Source organism: Streptococcus oriscaviae (genome assembly GCF_018137985.1).
Classification (GTDB): domain Bacteria; phylum Bacillota; class Bacilli; order Lactobacillales; family Streptococcaceae; genus Streptococcus; species Streptococcus oriscaviae.
The window spans coordinates 1,622,233-1,642,583 of the sequence record NZ_CP073084.1 but is presented as its reverse complement, the minus strand read 5'-3'; the positions used below and the strand labels follow the sequence as shown (position 1 = coordinate 1,642,583).

The window sequence follows — 20,351 nt, the reverse complement described above, 5'->3', positions numbered from 1 at the left end:
TGGGCAACCACCACGTAGTTTGCCTGCCCCCTCGTAGACTGTTTGGAGATAAAAGCTACGCTAGTCAGACAATCCCTTAGGGTTTATCCAGTTGTATCCATAAAAAATGAACTTAATTTTTTTGCATTGAATATGTGTTTTCTACAAAGTTCAACCCAATACACATTTATTGGATTCAGCTTTGCACAAAACCACATATCTCAACTATTCTATCATAATTTTGGTAATTTTTAAAAGATGGGAAATGCATTTTTCAAAAAAACTACTAAAAAGAGAAGCTTGCTTTGTTTAAGGCGACCGATTCACTCCTGTCTGACCAATCCGAGCTTAAAATCGGCAGTAAAAAGAATGAAAAAGAAGAAGGGATTTATCCCTCCTTCCATTCATTCATTCATGAATGCTTAAGCTAATGATTAAGCCTTTTTCTTATGGAAATAAAATCCAATACCAGATAGAACCAGTGCTCCCAAACCAAGAAGAGTCATCCACACATTTGATGTGTCCCCTGTATTTGGCAAGACCTTCTTCGGTTCCGTAGTTGTTGTTGAACCTGGAGTTGGCGCTTCTGGAGTTGTAGTACTTGGCTCTTCAGTGGTTGTGGTTTCTGAAGTTGTTGTAGTTGGTTCTTCAGTGGTGGTTGTGATAGTTGAAGTAGTAGTTGGTTCTTCTGTTGTCGTAGTGGTGGTTGTGGTGGTAGTCGTTGTTGTGGTGGTTTCATAAGTGTTGTTAAACTCTTTATCTGCTGAGTAAACAACAACCGCCTCCAACTGTCCTTGACGATTGTCTGTAACAGTAACTGTCGCAGTCACGCTCAAACCATCATAAGTTACATCGCCAACCTTAGTACCACCATTCACCTCTGTGATGGTATAGGTATAAGTACCTTCAGTAGTGTACTCAATTTCTGGGAAGACAACCTTACCAGCTGCTGTATTTTTAGCAGTCAATGAAGTTCCATCTGTACCAGTCAGGGTAAACTCAAACTCATCAGCTTCAAGAGTACGACCTGCCAAAGTCTTATCCACTTCCAATGCTAGCTTGGTTGAAGCGGCCTTATAAACGTTCGTAAACTCAGTGCGATCATAAGAAATTGCCGCATTCTTCATACCGCCACTTTCAGTTACTCGAACTGTTACTTTAATATCGGTATCTGCATCATCTGTCACACCTCCGAGACCACTAGCCACTTCGCGAATAGTATAGGTAAATTCGCCAACTGTTGAGAATTTAATCTTCTCAAAGGTTACAGAGCCATCTGTCGCATTTTTAACAGTTTGCACAACTGTACCAGTCGCATCATCTACCAATTCAAAGGTAAATTCATCAGCATTGATGGTACGGCCATTTAGGACCTTGTTGACTGTGAAGACTGCTTCGTCTGAACGGACGCCAGATCCGACACCATCAGTCGTTGTGATAGGTGCGAATGGACGAGCAATAAGGGCTTCCATTGGAGTTCCGTTTGAGGTAACAACGATATCGTTATATACTTTTTTGTCTACCTTGTCAACCGGAGCTGTCAAGAAGGTTTTGTAGATAATGAAGATACCACGATTGCTCAAGTCACCAGCGTTGATGGTAAAGTTGTTGCTGTCTGTGATGGTAACAATCGATGGGTCGTTAGCTGTAAAGGGGGTTCTTGGACCATTATCCCAGTCATCAAAGTAGTAACCTGTGATATCCGTTGCCAATTCTTGACCTTCAGGAATGACGTCTTTGATGACAACTTGGCCAAGGTTATTGATATCCCGGTTAATACGGATACGCCAGTTAACATAGTTTGGATTTACAGAATCTTGAACACCCCATTTAGAGTAACCTTGAGGCTCTTCATCCACCTTGATACGAGTCAGAGTGTATTCTGGTGCACCTTGTAGGGTAAAGGTTTGAGCAACATTGTAAGGTGTTGAATCATTCCATACAACTGTAAACAAGAAGGAGAGCTTCTTCTCTTCACTCAAACGAGCGAAATAGGCAGCATCTGTAATGGTCACAGTTACCTTGCCAGAAGATGGATCTGTCACCATCTGGGCAATTGTCTCACCAGTAGGTGCGGTGAGTGGTTGATTCAATGGCTGCTCTAATTTGAAAACAGATGGGACTGAATAAACCAGAGTATCTCCATTGTTCAAAACAGTAGCATCATCAAAGGTGTAGGTTGGATTAATATAGAATTTGGCCTCACCATAGGATGCATTATTGACTACAGGGTTATTATTAACAGTAAAAACAGTGGACACGGTGTATCCAGATGTCAATTCGTCAGCTAAAGTTGGAATCGATAGCGCCGAAAAAACAAGTACTACTGCTGATAGTAATCCCATCAATTTGCGAAATACTTTCATTTTCTTTCTCCGTAAGTCTATTTTAGGTACAAAACACCTCTCATATTATATACTTTATTGACCAAAAATGCAAGATCTTTCACTTGTTTTTTGATAAAAATTTTACTGTTTTTTCGTTCCATCTCAGCGCAATATTCTCACCTAAAAATTTACGCTTTATCTAACTCTTTCCATGAAAAAAGAACCTGAAATAACCATTTCAAGTTCTTAGTAATTAGGAATCGGAAGATGCCTATTCCAACCTATTTAAGCCTTTTTCTTATGGAAATAAAATCCAATACCAGATAGAACCAGTGCTCCCAAACCAAGAAGAGTCATCCACACATTTGATGTGTCCCCTGTATTTGGCAAGACCTTCTTCGGTTCCGTAGTTGTTGTTGAACCTGGAGTTGGCGTTTCTGGAGTTGTAGTACTTGGCTCTTCAGTGGTGGTTGTGGTTTCTGAAGTCGTTGTAGTTGGCTCTTCAGTGGTGGTTGTGGTGGTTGTCGTTGTAGGTTCTACATAGACATTGTTGAACACTCCGCCATCAGAATAGTCAACCGTATGACTCAAAGCACCAGTTGCTGGTTCAGCAGTTACGGTGATGGTAGCTGTGATAGTTTTGCCATCATAGGTAACATTGTCAATGGTTTGACCACCATTGGTTTCAGTGATGGTATACACATATTGACCTGCTTGGTTGAAGGTCAAGGCGGTAAAGTTCACTGCACCGTCTTGGACATTTTTCACACGTTCAACAACTTTGCCATCCTTGTCTGTCAAAACAAATTCAAACTCATCTGCCTGCAAGGTACGACCTGTCAAGTCCTTCTTCACAGCCAACGGAACAGATGTAGAAGCTTTTTTGTTGGTAATTGTCCGAATGGCACCATTTGCAGTAACTGTTACTTCTACTGGAGTGTCATTCAAAACGTATCCAGCTGGAGGGGTAAGCTCTTTGACGATAAACTTCCCTGCTGCAATTTCTGCTTCTGTAAAGACTGGTGACTGAGTCCGACCATGTGTCGCATCAGTTGGATCTAGGGTGAGAACCGTACCGTCTGGCTTAGTGACTGTAAAGACAGCACCGCCCAGACGCTGACCTGTTTCGGCATCGGTCTTGTAGATGGTAATACGGTTGCCTGTTTCAATCGAAATAGTTCCACCTTCTTGGATACGGCTCAAACGAGTAACAGTTAACTCTGTTACCTTGTTGGCAATCGTATTTGTCATTTGACCTTTATCAGTTGTGATGGATACGGTATTTCCAACAGTAGAACCATCTGCTGGAGCAGAGGTTGAATAGTCAATCATGAAGCGGCGATTGCCAGGATTGAAAATGGTCAATTCAAAACTAGTGTAGGCGCTGTTGAAGGTTACTTCATAGTCTACTCCAGGTGCCAAGGTTACAGGGTTAGTAAGCAACCAAGCTTGGTTGATGCCATCACCTGCTGTAACAACAAAGCTCTCGGGGATGAATTGCATTGGGCCGCCTGTTTCAAGGATTGAATCTCTTACAACAAAGCTAGAATAGGCCGTTCCGTTGGTATTGGAACGGATACGCCACTTATGCCAATAATCACCTGATTTTCCTAAAATAGCTGAAGACCATTTAACATCATCAATGACGCTACCATATTTTGCAAAGTTTTCTTTACCAATAGCTTCTGTATTATCAGTCACTTGGCGTTGGGAAATCTTGAAGGCGATATCCTTGGTATTGGTATCCTTAATGTTGGTGAAGGTTTCAGTTGTCAAAGCCTTCTCAACTTCCAGTGTAAAGGAAGTAAAGAAAGAACCTTTTACGTTCAGAACTTCTGTCGCGTTTTTCTTAGCCAGATACTCTTGAAGATTTTTCATCGTAATCTTGACTGTTCCGCCTTGACCGGCACCGTTCGATGTAATCACTGCATCTGCAATGGCAACCTTTGTCTCAGGGTCTGTCAATTCGATGGTCACACCGTCCTTAACTGTAAAAGGAGCTGGAACTGTAAAGGTGAAGTAATCTCCATTTTCAACATTGTTGTTATAGGCAGATAGGTCGAATTTGGTGTCAAAGGAATAGTTATTTCCGATAACCAAAGCATAGGCACCGGACTCCTTTGATGCTTCACGACCATTAGAATTGTCCCAAATAACAATGTCCGTAAGGACGTTGGTCAACTCCTTAGCCTCTGTCGTCTGACCAAAGGCAGTTGCGCCGAAAAGCACCGAGAGTGTCATAACGAATCCCGTCAGCCACTTTTTGACATTTTTCGTAATTGATTTCCTTTCATCCAACCAAAAGATTCTTTGTCTGCATCATCATAAACTCAACTTACATTATGCCTCATACATTTTTAGTATCTTCGAGAAGGATTTGATATATTTTTGGGGAAAATCCCTCAGACATTGTACCCTTTAAAGCGTGGAGGAGTCAAGTTTTTTGACTCATAAAACCATTTTGATTCCCAAACTAAAAAAACCGTTATCTTCTTCAAAAAACCGTTCCTGCTCAAAAACAAAAAACCCGCAAAAGCAGGTTTTTGGGTTGGTTGTTCCAATCTTAGCGGCGAAGGCCCAATGAGTGGATCAATTCGCGGTAACGGTTAACGTCTGTGCGGCGAAGGTAAGCCAACAAGTTACGACGGCGACCGATTTTTTTCATCAAACCACGGTAAGTTGCGTGGTCTTTTTTGTGTTCTTTGATGTGGTTGTTGAGGTGGTTGATTTCCCAAGTAAGGACTGCAACTTGCACTTCTACTGAACCAGTGTCGCCGTCATGACGAGCATATTGCGCCATGATTTCATTTTTTTTCTCTTTTGAGATTGCCATGAGTATTCTCCTTTGTATTTGAGCTGAATCTGAGTGACAGGTTGGCATGGCCTGCAACCAAGAATCGCTAGATTGTCCATCGGACTTTAATCATTCTACCAAGGTTTAGGGCATTTGTCAATCAATATGGAAGAGAAAGGGTGTGCGCTCTGCTTTTCTACAAAACCTAGGCAGCTTTATCCTGCGGTAAGATGACATTGAGGATAATGCCAACGATGGCAGCCAGGGCCGTACCTGATAAGGTTACCGGTCCGAGTGCAAGCACTGCGCCACCAAGCCCTAAGACCAACATGGAACTCGCGATAATCAGGTTACGAACTTGACCAAAGTCTACACGGCTTTCAATCAAAACCTTAAGTCCATTTGAAGCAATCACTCCGTAAAGCAGGATGGACATACCGCCAAGAACTGCACTTGGAATGGTCGAGATAAGGGCTGTAAACTTACCTAAAAACGAGAAGGCAATGGCAATCAAGGCTGCATTACGGATAACTGCTACAGAAGCGATTCGGGTCATGCCAACAACGCCTGTATTTTCACCGTAAGTGGTGTTGGCAGGTCCGCCAATGAAGGCAGAAACGGCTGTCGCTACTCCATCACCAATCAGGGTGCGGCTGAGACCTGGATCTTTCAAGAAGGGACGGCCGCAAATTTGACTGAGAACAGTATGGTCTCCAATATGCTCGGCAACTGTTACAACAGCAATCGGTAAGATGGCAATCATTTCTGGTCCGAAATAGAAATTATAGGACTTGAAGAGACCTGTTTCAAATGGTAGGTAAAAGCCTGGCAACTCAAACCAAGCTGCTTCTAAGACAGGCTGAAAGTCTACTAATCCCAGTGCAAGGGCAACTAGGTAACCACCGACAATGGCAATCAAAAATGGAATAATCTTGGCGAAGCCTTTCCCTTTGGTATTGACAAAAGCCGCAATCAAGAAGGTTGAGATAGCTGCAAGGACATTTCGCCAGTCGCCATCTGCAACAAAACCAGCGGAAGTCACTGCCGAGTTAGCTAGACCAAGACCGATAACGATAATCATAGGCCCAATGACGACAGGGGGAAGAAGGGTATCAATCCACTTGGTACCGATAGCCTTGACAAGGGCTGCAATCAGTACATAGAGCAATCCGACAAAGAAGACACCTGTTTGAGCCGCCGAAATATCGCCACCCATCTCCTTGATGGCCAAGGCCATGGCTGAAATATAGGCAAAGGACGATCCGAGATAAACAGGCACTTTGAACTGAGTGGCCACTTGATAAATCAAGGTTCCCACACCAGAAGCAAAGAGGGCAACGGAAACTGGCATGCCGAGGATGAGCGGCACCAGAATTGTCGCTCCAAACATGGCGAACACATGCTGAAAACTCAGCAAAATCCCTTGAAGAGGAGCTGGTTTCTCGTGAACATCGAGCAATAAATTAACTTTATTTTCCATCATCTACCTATTTCTGGGCATACAAAAAGCCCAGACTTTCTAACTATATAGTCATAGGCCTTCATTTTTCCCTTTGTCTTTCTCACCTCACGGGATGAGTTTAAAAACCTACGCTTTTGGTATTGTAGCACACTTAGGCTTTTTTGGCTAGCCCTTTTTCACTTTGTGACGCTTTCTTCTTTTTTCAAATTATCTAGCAAGTGATAATAATAGCGTTTATCCATGCCAGACCTAAAGAAGTTCCAATACTTGGCAGCCGTTGAATAGGCTAGATTCGCCTCAACAAAATATTCTTTTGACATATCAAAGAAGAGGTCAACCAAGGTAGATTGACCTTGACTGGCTCGGTTTTTTCTCGCAAGCAAATCATCTTTCAAATCTGGCTCAAGATGGGTCAGATAGGCGTCGATGGCTACCTCATAAAAAGTCAAACTGTCGTAAGATGCCCGCAATTCTGCATAGAAGTCAATCGGATCTTTCTTGCCAAATATTTTATAGACGATAGTTGTAATTTCCTTCAGAATATCCTGACTTTGGCCAAGAGTAAGCACTTCCTCTTCCTGATGGTGTTTTCCCGTCAAAATCCAGAGTCGCCCAGCCTGTTGGGTCACATGGCTAGGCTGGTTAGCCGCATAGGAGGTTCCTGCCCCATAACTTGCAATCATTTGCCGCACAGCTTCTTCACTACTAGATGAGCTTATCTCACAAATCGTACTGAGTATCTTAGCTTTGATTAAAGTTTGCAGCTCCATCCGAGCTTCCTCTACACTGGCTGTTTGCCGGATACCTCTTTTTGACATCAATTTCCCCCTCTTCCTTGAAACCGTAGAGCAGCTGCTTTATAACCCCACCCCAAATTCTTCCAATTTCGTCAACTCCTCCTCGGTCAATCTGCGGTAGTCGCCAAGCGCAAGGTCTGGATCTAAGAGTAGCGGCCCCATGGACAGGCGCTGTAAATCAACAACTTCCTTACCGCAGGCAGCCACCATCCGTTTGACCTGATGGAACTTTCCTTCCCTAATCCTAATGTCTACCAGTGAGGTTTGCTGGCCTTCGTCAACTGACAAAATGGTCAGCTCAGCCGGCTGGCAGGTAAAGTCTTTTAGCTCAATCCCTGCCGCAAATCGCTCCACATCTGACTGGTTCATTATCCCCTCAATCCGAGCCCGATAGCATTTGTCCACATGTTTTTTAGGAGAGAGCATGGCATGGGCCAACTGGCCATTATTGGTCAAGAGGAGGAGACCGTGGGTATCAATATCTAAACGCCCTACTGGGAAAACTTCCTTGTGCCGAGCGGTGTCATCCAGCAAATCCAAAACCGTCCGATGACGGTCATCTTCGGTTGCAGAAATGACCCCTTTTGGCTTGTTGAGCAGGTAGTAGACAAAGGTTTCATGATTCAGAAGCTGACCGAAGACCGCGACCTGATCAGCTTTTTCATCAATCTGACACTTTGGCGAGGTTTCCACCTGTCCGTTGACGGTGACCTGCTTATTTTTCAAGATTTTTTTGACTTCTGTTCGACTGCCAACACCGCAATCTACTAAAAATTTATCCAGTCGCATGTTCTTCCTTTCTAACTCTACTGCTCTGCCTTTTCCCAAAACCGCTAGCAGCTACTTGGAGCGAATCTGCTGGTAAATCAAGCCTGCACTAATCAGGGCGCAACCGACAGCGTAAATGCCGAAGGCTCCTGTGGCAGTTGGATTGAGCTTCTCCAGATAGGTGGGGAGAAGGGCTGAGCTTGCTCCGCCGATATTGCAGCCCATAAGGACAATGGTCATGACCGTATTGAGCAAGGCCTTGGGCGTACGCTCCGTCACCTGACTAAAGACAATGGTCAAGATGATGCTGTAAAAGAAACCTGACACCATGCCACCTAAACCAAGCACCCACAGGTTGCTGGCAAAGGCAATGCCAACAACAGCCACCCCAAACACTACATAAGAAACTGCCAGAAGCCACCCCTTCAGACGCTCGACCAAAAAGCTAAAGAGAGTCCCAGCCAGAATCCCCATTACCTGCATAAGGCTGAGGATAAGACTGGCTTCTTGGGCTGTTCCAATCCCCTTTTCCAAGACAATTTGCGGGATACGAATGGTCAAAAAAGTGTTGACATTGATAACGAAGAAGGCCAGAAAGGCTAGATACAGCCCCATCTTCCACATGGCTTTGTCCAATTTTACCTTAGGAAGATTTTCCTCATCCTTCCTTTCACTATGCGCCACAAACTCTTCCCGTGGCACAAAGAGGAGAAAGAGGATTAGAATGACAAGTGCAAAGAGATAGACCATAAAAGCTGGCTGCCAGCCAAACTGAGTCAACCAACCCACCAAGAGGGTCAAACTAGCGCTTCCCAATACCTCCGCAGAACCACGCAGACCCATCATCTGCACGCGCTCTTTTCCAGTAAAAAATTGACCGATGATATTGATTGCACGCGCATTGATTAGGCCAATTCCCAGTCCTAGTAAAATCCTTGCCAGAAAAATCAAGGGAAAGGCTGTAAAAATCGCAGGCAAGACTCCACCCACCGCCATTAACAAAAGACCCAGAATGATGATAAGGCGTTCTGATAAAAAACGAATAATAAGCCCATTCATCAACAGACTGACCATAATGGCCAAGGAAGTCACGGTAATCAGATTCTCCACCTGACTGGCTACAATGCCTTCCTTGGCAAAATGTTCCATCATCTGTGGAATGGCTGGGGACACCGCAAAGGTTGATACCAGCATGGTGGATAGAGCCAAAAGGCTCATTTTTTCTAAAATTCGTTTCACAACTTCTCCTTTTTAATGTTCGTCTTTTACCAGTATAACAGATTGGATACAGAATGGACAAGACGCTCCGACTTTTATTCTCTCCTATTTCATGCTATACTTAACTAGAATATATCCAAAGGAGAGAAGCATGTCTGTAATTGAACGACTAACCAAGCCTGCCCACTTGATTGACATGGACGACATCATCCGAGAAGGGCATCCTACCTTAAGACAAATCGCCGAGGAAGTCCAATTTCCCCTGTCTGATCAGGAAATCATTCTGGGAGAAAAAATGCTGCAATTCCTCAAACATTCCCAGGATCCCGTTATGGCTGAGAAAATGGGTTTGCGAGGAGGAGTCGGCCTGGCTGCACCTCAGATTGATGTATCCAAGCGCATCATCGCCGTCTTAGTTCCCAATCCGGAAGATGCTGAGGGCAACCCACCCAAGGAAGCCTACGCCCTAGAAGAAGTCATGTATAACCCTAAAATCGTTTCCCACTCCATCCAAGAAGCAGCTGTTGAAGGGGGAGAGGGATGCTTATCTGTGGATCGCGAAGTCCCTGGTTACGTCATCCGCCACGCCCGTATTACCGTGGACTACGTTGACAAACATGGGGAAAGCCACCGCATTAAACTCAAGGGCTTTAATGCTATCGTTGTCCAACACGAAATTGACCACATCAACGGCATCATGTTCTACGATCGCATCGACCCAGAACACCCTCTGGCAGTTAAAGACGGGGTGTTAATCATTGACTAACCAACAAACCGCTTCCTGTCAGCCGACAAGGAAGCGGTTTTTACTTGTATCGTTTAAAAAACAGGTTATCGTCTGCTGTTAAACAGGGCTACTAAAAGGATTGCCCCCAAGATAGAGGGAACAACTGCCATACCTGCTAGCTGGGGGCCCCAAGACCCAAAGAGGAACTGTCCAATCCAAGAGCCAGCCAAGCCCAGAATGACATTGCCAATACAGCCCCTACGATCATCTGAGGAGGTAATAGCTCCTGCAATCAATCCGATAATAGCACCTGCGATAATACTTGATAACACGATAGTAGTCCTCCTTCATTTGCAAAATAAGACTGGTTGCCCAGCCTTATTGGAATCGTTCATTAGATTGCCCACTCACCATCACGGAAGATTGGCACACGAGTACCGTCTTCACGAATACCGTCAATGTTCATCTTGTTTGAACCAATCATGAAGTCCACATGGACATCCGAACGGTTGAGGCCTGCTTCTTTGAGTTCTTCCTGACTCATTTCTGTACCACCTTCGATAGAAAAGGCATAGGCAGACCCGATGGCGATATGGTTGGAAGCATTCTCATCAAAGAGAGTGTTGAAGAAGGTCACGCCTGATTGAGAGATTGGACTCTTGTCTGGCACAAGGGCTACTTCCCCAAGACCACGCGCACCTGCGTTGTCAAAGACCAATTTCTTCATAACTTCATCGCCTTTGTCAGCGGATACTTCGACAATTTCACCATCCTTAAAGGTCACTTTGATTCCTTCAATGATATTGCCATTGTAGCTAAGTGGCTTGGTTGATGTCACATACCCGTCTGCCACACGATAGTCAGGTGCTGTAAAGACTTCTTCCGTTGGCATGTTGGCAATAAATTTTTCGCCTTGGGCATTGACTGAGCCAGCCGCTTCCCACAGGTGGTTTTTTGGCATACCAAGCACAAGGTCCGTTCCCGGTGCTGTATAGTGGAGCTTGACAAACTGCTCATCATTCAAAATTTTAGCCTTGGCTACCAAGCGTGCTTCATGTTCTTCCCAAGCCTTGATTGGATCTTCTTCGTAAACACGGCAAGTCTTGAAGATTTGATCCCAAAGCAGATCCACCGCTTCTTCGTCAGAAGCCGCATTTGGAAAGACTTTTTTAGCCCATTCCAAACCAGAGGCTGCACCAAGTGTCCAGCTGACCTTGTTGGCCTGCGTTGCTTGCCGCATTGGATTCAAAGCCTGACTGAGCGCACGCGCATTGCGAGAGAGTTTCTCTGGATCCACACCATCCAAGGCACCTGGATCATCTGACAAGACCACCAAGCGACTAGCCTTTTTCTCCAAGAGATAGTTCATCTCTGTAATACGCTGTGGATGCACTTGCTCCAAAAGCTCTACGTCTACATTGACCAAGCGCTCACGATTGACAACATCATCTGACCAGTTGACAAGAACTTCTGCAGCTCCGCGTGCATAAGCTTCTTTAACAATTAAACGAGCCAATTCAGCCTGCTCAACTGCGATAGTCAGCTGAACAGTGTGACCAGCTTGGACATTGATACCTGTTGATACCAAGAGTTTTGCATATTTTGCTAGGTTTTCTTTAAAGTTTGGTAAAACCATATTTTTCTCCTTTGTAAATTTATACTCCCCTATTGTACCATATTTCCATCTATTTGAAGTCTATAAAAACATCAAACCACCGACCATGATTTGGCGGTGGTTTCTTACTATGCTAAAAGGAGGAAACACCTTACACCGTGTTGCTTCTTCCAGTTCCTTTCTATCTTAAAACAAATCATCAAAGAGGCTGAGTTGGTTGTCCTCTGGCATTTTTCCAAGAATCCCCATCTCGTCCATCTTTTCAACCAGGGTGCTGGAGAGCCCGCCACGTTTGCGCAGTTCTGTCTTAGAAAGGAATTCCCCTTCTGCTCGAGCTGCGACCAGCTGTTTGGCAACGTTCTCGCCCAGACCATCCATGGCAACAAATGGAGGAATCAGGGTATCGTTCTCCTCAATCAAGAACTCCGTCGCATGGCTCTTATAGAGATCGAGTTTGCCGAACTTGAAGCCACGCTCCAGCATTTCATTGACCAATTCAAGTGTTGTGAACAGGTCGACTTCCACATTGGAAGCCTCATTGTTTTTGCGCTTGAGGGAAATTTCTTCCATCTTGGCCTTGACCTTATCCAAGCCACCACTCATGGTTGCCAAGTCAAAGGCCTTGGCGCGGATGGAGAAGTAGGCACAATAGTAGTAAATCGGATGATGAACCTTGAAGTAGGCCACCCGCAGGGCCATCATAACGTAGGCAGCTGCATGGGCTTTAGGGAACATGTACTTGATTTTCCCACAGGATTCAATATACCAGTCTGGAACATTGTTATCCTTCATGGCCTGAATATAGCCGTTACGCTCTTCTTCTGAAATCTTGAGCCATGCACCTTTACGCACCCGCTCCATGATGTTAAAGGCCATCTTAGGCGGAAGACCTGCGTGCATGAGGTAAACCATGATGTCATCCCGACAACCGATAACGGTCGAGAGGTCCGCAATTCCTTGACGAATCAAATCCTGAGCATTTCCCAGCCATACATCCGTACCATGTGAAAGTCCTGAAAGCTGCAACAACTCCGAAAAGGTGGTCGGATGTGTTTCTTCCACCATGCCCCGAACGAAGTTGGTTCCAAATTCTGGGATTCCCAGCATACCAGTCGGCGTGCCAATCTGCTCTGGGGTTACTCCCAAGATTTCCGTGCCAGAAAAGAGCGCCATAACCCCCTTGTCATCGGCAGGAATGGTCTGCGGATCAATCCCTGACAAATCTTGAAGTTTCCGAATCATGGTCGGATCATCGTGTCCCAAAACATCAAGTTTAAGGACGTTTTCGTCAATATCATGGAAGTTAAAGTGAGTTGTCTGCCAGCTGGCTGTTACATCATCTGCCGGATACTGAACAGGGGTGAAGTCATAAACATCCATGTAATTTGGGATAACAACAATACCGCCTGGGTGTTGACCAGTCGTCCGTTTCACACCTGCCGCCCCCGCTGCCAAGCGCTCCACCTCTACATCTCGGTAAAACTTCCCATAATCTCGCTCATAACCACGAACAAAACCATAGGCTGTCTTGGCGGCTACCGTACCTACTGTACCTGCCCGAAAGGCATACTCTTCTCCGAAAATCTTGCGGACGTCCAAGTGGGCCGCCGGCTGGTCATCTCCAGAGAAGTTCAAATCAATATCGGGAACCTTATCCCCATCAAATCCCAGGAAGGTTTCAAAGGGAATATCTTGACCATCCTTGTTGTAGGTTGTTCCACATTGCGGACAGGCCTTATCCGGCATATCAAATCCTGATCCGTACGTTCCATCTGTGATAAACTCACTGTGCTGACAATTTGGACAGACATAGTGCGGTGGCATAGGATTGACCTCAGTAATCCCAATCATGGTCGCAACGAAGCTGGAGCCGACAGACCCCCGCGATCCCACCAGATAGCCCCTTTCGTTAGAGCGAGTTACGAGCATCTGCGAAGCGAGGTAAATCACGGCAAAACCATTTCCCAGAATAGAGGACAATTCTTTTTCAATCCGCAAATCAATAATGTCAGGCAAGGGATTCCCATAAATCTCAAAGGCTTTTTGATAGGTCAACTCCGCAACGGTTTCCTCAGCCTTTTCGATATAAGGAGTATAGAGATCCTTTTTGACAACCTCGACATCTTCAAAGCGATCCAGCATAGCATTTGGATTGCTAATGACAATCTCACGCGCCAGATCATCACCTAAAAAGGCAAATTCGTCTAGCATTTCATTGGTGGTTCTAAAGTGGGCCTTGGGCAGCGGAGCCGGCTGGGCATTTTCTCCCTGACCGATTGGCCGGTTAATCATGGCACCTTGACCCAAAGCACGGACAATAATCTCGCGATAAATCTCTTCTTCAGGGTCAATGTAGTGGACATTTCCCGTCGCAAGTACTGGCAAATTGGCCCTGCGGCCGACTTCAATCAACTTCTTGATTAGCTCTTCAATTTCAGCCATATTCTGGAATTGCTCCTTGGCGATCATTGGCGCATAGAGAGCTGGTGGCATAACCTCGATAAAGTCATAGTAGCTGGCTACCTTGACCGCATCTTCAATCCCCTTGGACAAGAGCTCGTCAAATACCTCCCCCTCCTGACAGGCTGTTCCCAAAATTAAGCCTTCACGGTGTTCGTTGAGGACGGTTCTAGGAATGCGAGGAACTCCCTCAAAGTACTTGGTATTGGAGAGCGAAACCAATTTAAAGATATTTTTCAACCCCACTTGGTTGGTCACGTAGAGGGTGGCGTGTTTGACACGAGCCTTTTTATACGAATCTTCCGCTATCAAGTCTGTATTGAGCTGGGTGAGGTTGGTGAGGTTGTGTTTTTCCAGTGCATCTTTCAGGAAGATGAAGAGCAGGCGGCCGGTTGCTTCAGCATCGTAGTTGGCCATGTGGTGGTGCTCAAGAGCAACACCAAAGCGCTTGGTCAATGGCCCCAAACCGTGACGCTTGTACTCTGGGTAGAGATTACGGGCAAATTCTAGGGTGTCAATAACCGGCTGACTAATGGTCGGCAACCCCGCACGCTCGTAGTTGACGTTCATAAATCCCACGTCGAAGCTAGCGTTATGGGCCACCAGAATCGCATCCTGACAAAACTCCTGAAACTCTTTTAGAACCTGCTCCAGTGGTTTGGAACCTCTGACATGCTCATCTGTAATCCCTGTCAGGTCTGTGGTAAACTGGCTCAAGGGATGGCCCGGATCAATAAACTCATCAAATTCAGCAATGATATTGCCCTTGTGCATTTTGGAGGCCGCAATCTGAATCAAATCATTGTAGACTGCAGACAAACCTGTTGTTTCCACGTCGAAAACCACATAGGTCGCATCTGATAAGTCTGTATCTTTTTCGTTGTATACAATAGGCACACTGTCTTCCACGATATTGGCTTCCAGCCCAAAGATGGCCTTGATGCCAGCCTTTTTCGCCGCATGGTAACCATGAGGGAAGGATTGGACATTGCCGTGGTCGGTGATGGCGATAGCCTTATGCCCCCACTTGGCTGCCCGGGCAATCAGATCCTCAACCGGAGGAAGGGCGTCCATGGTGGACATATTGGTATGAGCGTGAAATTCAACCCGCTTCTCACCTTCTGGCATCAGGTCCTTACGAATATCCTTTTTGACCTCTTGGACTTCCTGAACATTCATCGTCAAATCTTTGGTAAAATGATTGGTTTCCACATTACCACGCACACGAAGCCAGTTGCCTTTTTTGACCATATCAAACTTCTGAGCTTCTTCTTCGTTTTTGGCCCACTTTTGAAGGGTAAAGGAGGATGAATAGTCCGTCATCTTAAAGTTGATGATAATCCGTCCAGTCTTGGTCGTTTTTTGCTCAACGTCAAAGACCAGCCCCTCAAAGACAATGCGGTTTTCTTCTGTCGTCACATCAATCATCTGAGTCACTTCAGATTTATCAAGACTGACCTTGGGCTGGCGTGTCTTTTTAAAGTCTTGGAAGGAAGGCTGAGCTGCTTCTGGTGGAGGAGCCATCTGAGACAATTGTTCCAAGGCTGCTAGATTTTCCTCATTGGCCTTCTGGTAAATTTCCTCGTTCTGGGCATGAAAGGCTTCTTCCTGACTGGCTGTCATGTCCTGACAGACCTCAATGTCCACCTTAAGATTGGCAAAACCAAAGCGACCGTACTGTTCCACCAGATTTGGCAGATGATTCTTGCGAAAATGAACGGTGTCTATGGTTTCAGGCCCTTTAATCCATAAGATTCCATCTCGGTAGCTAACCTCCAAACCTTGAAAAAGAGCTTTAAAGCCCACGCTTTGGCAAAGTTCCTCTGTAAAAGCTTCAGGATAGTAGGCCTCAACCAATTCCTTATCAAGGTCAGTTGCATCTGTCACCAAACGAAAACGAGCCTGATTGCCAGTCTTTTGAAATTCATTGGCCAGACGAGCCTTAAAGTGTTGGTAATCTACTAGAGGCAGAGGCCGAGCAAAGCGGAAGGTAAATTCCCAGACCTTGCTGCGACGATGCACGATCACTTCTTCAATCTGACCACTGGAAAAAACACTTGTTCCTTCTGGATCAAGCGGCATTCCAATCTGCTGAAGTAAGAGTTGAAAGGTATCTGTCATGCTGGTTTCCTTTGTGGTAAATAGTAGTTCTATTTTATCATATTTTGCATGTCTATGGCAGATAAAAAGAGCCTGACGGAAAAGGAACTGCCTCCAAGGCTGGAGACAGTTCAAATCGTTTTTATGCCTGTAACAAAATCTTCAAGGTTTCAAGCAACTGGTCTACATGCACTTCAACAGTATCGCCTGTTCCTTTGATTTTCACTTCAACCACGCCATCAGCTGCCTTCTTCCCAACGGTGACACGGACTGGCAGGCCAATCAGATCACTATCAGAGAATTTTACACCGACACGCTCATTGCGGTCGTCTGTCAAGACCTCGTAACCTGCTTGTAGAAGCTGGTCTTCGATGTTCTGGGTCAGAATCATGGCCGCCTCATCCTTGACATTGACTGGAATCAAGTGAATATCATATGGAGCCAATTCTCTAGGGAAGTTGATACCCCAAGCATAACGATATTCCCCTTTAGGAGTCTTGTTAACAAAGAGTCGCGCATGCTGTTCTAAAATCGCTGACAATAGACGACTGACACCAATACCATAGCAGCCCATAATCATCGGCATAGCACGGCCGTTCTCATCCAAGATGGTCGCATTCATGCTATCTGAATAGCGGGTACCCAGTTTGAAGATATGACCGATTTCGATACCACGCGCAAACTGCAGGATTCCTTGTCCATCAGGTGACTGCTCGCCTTCTTTTACTTCACGGATGTCTACATACTCTGTCACCTGGAAATCACGGCCTGCGTTTGCTCCGGTATAGTGGAAGCCGTCCTCGTTGGCTCCGACTACAGCATTTTTCACATCTTGAACCTTGCGGTCAGCAATGATTTTGACACCCTCTGGCAGACCAACTGGGCCAAGCGAGCCAAAACCAGCACCAAAGACCGCAGCAGCATCTTCCGGACTGGCTGCATCGAAGAAGTCTGCCCCCAGATGGTTTTTCAATTTCACATCATTAACCTGGTCGTTTCCGACAAGCAGGGCAACAACTGGTTGACCGTCCGCCATAAAGAGCATGGTTTTGATGGTTTGTTCTTCTGGAACATCCAAGAAGGCAGCTACCTGATCAATTGATTTAACGTCAGGCGTCGCTACCTTAGTCAAGGCTTCCTCATTCACCACCAAATTGCGGGGCTTGTAAAGACTGGTAGCCATCTCAAGGTTGGCTGCGTAGCCAGACTCATTGGAATAGGCGATGGTGTCTTCGCCAGAAACAGCCCAAGCCAAGAGTTCCTCCTTGATAGCCTCCAAAACATCCTCTGGGATTTCCTCAAAAGAAGCAACAGACTTATCTAAAACTACCCAGCGGTTCAAATCGGTACGGTCTGGGGTAATCGCCATAAATTCTTGGCTGTCCTTACCGCCCATCGCCCCGCCATCCCCGATGATGGCCTTAAATTCCAAACCAGCACGAGTGAAAATAGCCTCATAGGCTGCCTTGTAATCATCGTAGGTCTTGTCTAAACAGTCGTAGCTAGCGTGGAAGCTATAACCGTCCTTCATGATAAACTCACGACCGCGCAAGAGCCCATTACGAGGACGCTTTTCGTCACGATACTTAGGCTGAATTTGATAGATATTGAGGGGCAGTTGCTTGTAGGATTGGATGGCATCACGCGCCAAGAGGGTCACCGTTTCTTCATGGGTTGGCCCCAAGATAAAATCTGACCCTTCACGGTTTTTGAGCTTGTAGAGATCATCACCATAGGTTTCATAACGGCCTGATTCTCTCCAAAGGTCTGCCGACAAGAGGGCTGGCGCCAAAAATTCCACCGCACCAATCTTGTCAAACTCCTCCCGCATAATGTGTTTTGCCTTTTCAATCACGCGATTAGCCAGAGGCAGATAACTATAAATCCCTGCCGAAACCTGACGGACATAACCCGCCCGCACCATGAGAGCATGGCTAATAACAGAAGCGTCAGATGGCATCTCACGCAGGGTAGGGATAATCATTTTAGATTGTTTCATGTAGTTGAAAACTCCTTCAGTTCATTCTTTAGAAAAACACGCGCATAATATCGTTCCAAGTGACAACGATCATGAGCAAAACCACGATGGCTACGCCGGCCAAGGTGATGTAGGATTCTGTTTCCTGTTTGAGCGGCTTGCGGCGGACAGCTTCAATCATATTGATTAAAATCTTTCCACCGTCCAAGGCCGGAATCGGAATCAAGTTAAAAATACCCAAGTTAATGGACAGCATGGCCAAAAGATAGATAACAGACAAGATACCGTTCTCTGCTGCTTGGGCACTAACCTTGTAAATGGCTACCGGCCCACCCAACTGTTGGATATCAAAATTGGCAATGAGGTTACGCAGGGCTGTCACGATTAAGAGGGCTGTTTCACCGGCGCGGACAATCCCGCCCCAAATCTTATCTAAGAAGCCCGTCTTCAAACTAGGAGATACACCCAAATAGTAGTTGCCGTCCGTTTCCTTCAACTGCACCCGCACCGTCTTCTCCTGACCATCATGTTGAGCCACAACTTCCACAGTCGGGGCACTGGTAGCGTCCTGACTGACATCGGATATAATTTGAGCAATCTCCGTGTAAGAATCCGTTTTTTGACCGTCAATAGAGAGAATCTGATCTCCCGTCACCAAACCTGCCGCTTCAAGGGCTCCACCTGGTGTAATGGTTACCACATTCGTATCAACATTGGCAACACCCCCCTGCAGAAACACTAGGATGATGAAGGCAAGAATCCCCAAAATAAAGTTATTGAGAGGGCCAGCAAAGTTGGTCATCAAGCGACCCCAAATGGAAGCATTCTGGTACTGAACGTCTAAAGGCGCAATCCGAACTTCCGTTCCGTCCTCTTCCACAATCGTCGCATCATGGTCTACTTTAAAGGTCTTTGTTTCGTCCAAAACCAGACCAGTGATTTCCAGTTTATCCTCAAAATCAAAACTGGTCACATTCATAGGCAGACTGGCCGAATCCAGCTGCTTGTCAGACAGATTGACCCGGGTAACGACACCCTCCTCGTTCAAGGTTAGGGACAAAGGGGTTCCCGTCTTAATCTCCGTCTTATCTTCGCCCCAACCTGCCATGCGAACATAGCCACCCAAGGGCAGGATGCGGATGGTATAAGCAGTTCCGTCCTTGCCAATATGGGCGAAAATCTTCGGCCCCATACCGATTGCAAACTCACGGACCAAAATCCCCGCCTTTTTGGCGAAATAGAAGTGCCCAAATTCATGAACCACTACGATAACACCGAAAATGAAAATAAAGGTTAAAATTCCTTGCATAGTTACTCCTTAGAAAAGGCCAAAGAGGTGCATGATGGGAAAGACAAAAATCATCGAATCAAACCGATCCAAGATTCCACCATGACCAGGAATCAATTTCCCAGAATCCTTGACACCAAACCTACGTTTAATGGCACTTTCTACCAAATCTCCAAACTGGGCAAAGGCAGAAAAGACCGCTACCAAGCCCAAGAGAACCGGCAATGAGTAGCCTGCGGCTACCGTTTTATCAAAAAAGACGAATAGCGCAGCCACAATCACTGCAATCACAATCCCTCCCCAGAAGCCTTCTACTGACTTATTAGGAGAAACCAGCGGCATCAACTTGTGTCGTCCAATCCGGCTGCCAATCATATAGGCTCCAATATCTGTCGCCCAGACGATGAAAAGGGCAAACAGCACCTTATTCAAACTGTCCATTCGTGCCAAAATCAAGCTGTGAAAGCCAATGCCGACATAAAAACTAGAGGCAATCGGAAACACCGCTTCCGAATAAGAATAGGTCCTTAGATTAAAGACCGTTGACCCCAAAAGCAAAAAGACAATCAAGGCGTAAGCCGTGTAATTGCCATCCGTCGGCAAAAAGGGCAAGTAATTTTCCAAGGGCAGGGTCAAGACCAAGCTCCCCAGCATGGCCAAGATTCCCTCAATCGAACTTGGCGACAAACGGTGCATCTTAATCAATTCAGCCGTTGATAGCATGGCGAGTAGCCCGACGAAAATTTGAAAGGCAACGCCTCCTGTCCATACAAATGGCATGAAGATGGCAAAGGCTAAAACGCCAAATACCACTCGTTTCCGTAAATCTCTCCTCATT

At 45.8% G+C, this 20,351-nt stretch carries 14 protein-coding genes; 1 reads left to right on the top strand and 13 read right to left on the bottom strand.

From position 1 onward, the window contains the following. Positions 1-413: 413 nt before the first annotated feature. From INT76_RS08330 to INT76_RS08300, 7 genes are all read right to left on the bottom strand, one after another. Positions 414-2,345, bottom strand: coding sequence for a Spy0128 family protein (locus INT76_RS08330; RefSeq protein ID WP_212569986.1), 1,932 nt, complete (start codon positions 2,343-2,345; stop codon positions 414-416). Positions 2,346-2,591: 246 nt separating this feature from the next. Next, positions 2,592-4,547, bottom strand: a complete 1,956-nt coding sequence (locus INT76_RS08325) for a Spy0128 family protein (RefSeq protein ID WP_212569985.1) — start codon at positions 4,545-4,547, stop codon at positions 2,592-2,594. 322 nt (positions 4,548-4,869) lie between these two features. Next, a complete protein-coding gene (gene rpsO, locus INT76_RS08320) occupies positions 4,870-5,139 on the bottom strand; it encodes a 30S ribosomal protein S15 (protein WP_212569984.1) in 270 nt (89 codons plus the stop codon). A 166-nt stretch (positions 5,140-5,305) separates the two neighbouring features. Continuing rightward, positions 5,306-6,580: a uracil-xanthine permease family protein gene (locus INT76_RS08315; protein WP_282960523.1), complete on the bottom strand. Its 1,275-nt coding sequence runs from the start codon at positions 6,578-6,580 to the stop codon at positions 5,306-5,308. 158 nt (positions 6,581-6,738) lie between these two features. Then, entirely contained in the window at positions 6,739-7,380 is a 642-nt protein-coding gene (locus INT76_RS08310) for a hypothetical protein (protein WP_212569982.1), read from the bottom strand. A 39-nt stretch (positions 7,381-7,419) separates the two neighbouring features. Continuing rightward, positions 7,420-8,148, bottom strand: a complete 729-nt coding sequence (locus INT76_RS08305; RefSeq protein ID WP_212569981.1) for a pseudouridine synthase — start codon at positions 8,146-8,148, stop codon at positions 7,420-7,422. A gap of 51 nt (positions 8,149-8,199) precedes the next feature. Beyond that, positions 8,200-9,366: an MFS transporter gene (locus tag INT76_RS08300; protein WP_212569980.1), complete on the bottom strand. Its 1,167-nt coding sequence runs from the start codon at positions 9,364-9,366 to the stop codon at positions 8,200-8,202. 130 nt (positions 9,367-9,496) lie between these two features. Here INT76_RS08300 and def point away from each other — a divergent pair, with 130 nt between their 5' ends. Next, positions 9,497-10,111, top strand: a complete 615-nt coding sequence (def, locus tag INT76_RS08295) for a peptide deformylase (RefSeq protein ID WP_212569979.1) — start codon at positions 9,497-9,499, stop codon at positions 10,109-10,111. A gap of 65 nt (positions 10,112-10,176) precedes the next feature. On the opposite strand, the gene INT76_RS08290 is transcribed toward def, so the two are convergent. The 6 genes from INT76_RS08290 to INT76_RS08265 form a co-directional block, all read right to left on the bottom strand. Continuing rightward, positions 10,177-10,404 carry a GlsB/YeaQ/YmgE family stress response membrane protein gene (locus INT76_RS08290; RefSeq protein ID WP_212569978.1) on the bottom strand — a complete coding sequence of 76 codons (228 nt, stop codon included), beginning with the start codon at positions 10,402-10,404 and terminating at the stop codon, positions 10,177-10,179. Between the two features lie 62 nt (positions 10,405-10,466). Continuing rightward, the gene (locus tag INT76_RS08285) at positions 10,467-11,708 is read right to left on the bottom strand and encodes an aminopeptidase (protein WP_212569977.1); all 1,242 of its coding nucleotides are present in this window, start codon (positions 11,706-11,708) and stop codon (positions 10,467-10,469) included. A 165-nt stretch (positions 11,709-11,873) separates the two neighbouring features. Beyond that, positions 11,874-16,268, bottom strand: coding sequence for a PolC-type DNA polymerase III (locus tag INT76_RS08280; protein ID WP_212569976.1), 4,395 nt, complete (start codon positions 16,266-16,268; stop codon positions 11,874-11,876). A gap of 121 nt (positions 16,269-16,389) precedes the next feature. Then, entirely contained in the window at positions 16,390-18,246 is a 1,857-nt protein-coding gene (locus INT76_RS08275) for a proline--tRNA ligase (RefSeq protein ID WP_212569975.1), read from the bottom strand. A 28-nt stretch (positions 18,247-18,274) separates the two neighbouring features. Further along, a complete protein-coding gene (gene rseP / locus INT76_RS08270) occupies positions 18,275-19,534 on the bottom strand; it encodes an RIP metalloprotease RseP (protein ID WP_212569974.1) in 1,260 nt (419 codons plus the stop codon). A 9-nt stretch (positions 19,535-19,543) separates the two neighbouring features. Beyond that, entirely contained in the window at positions 19,544-20,350 is an 807-nt protein-coding gene (locus tag INT76_RS08265) for a phosphatidate cytidylyltransferase (RefSeq protein ID WP_212569973.1), read from the bottom strand. Position 20,351 lies beyond the last annotated feature (1 nt).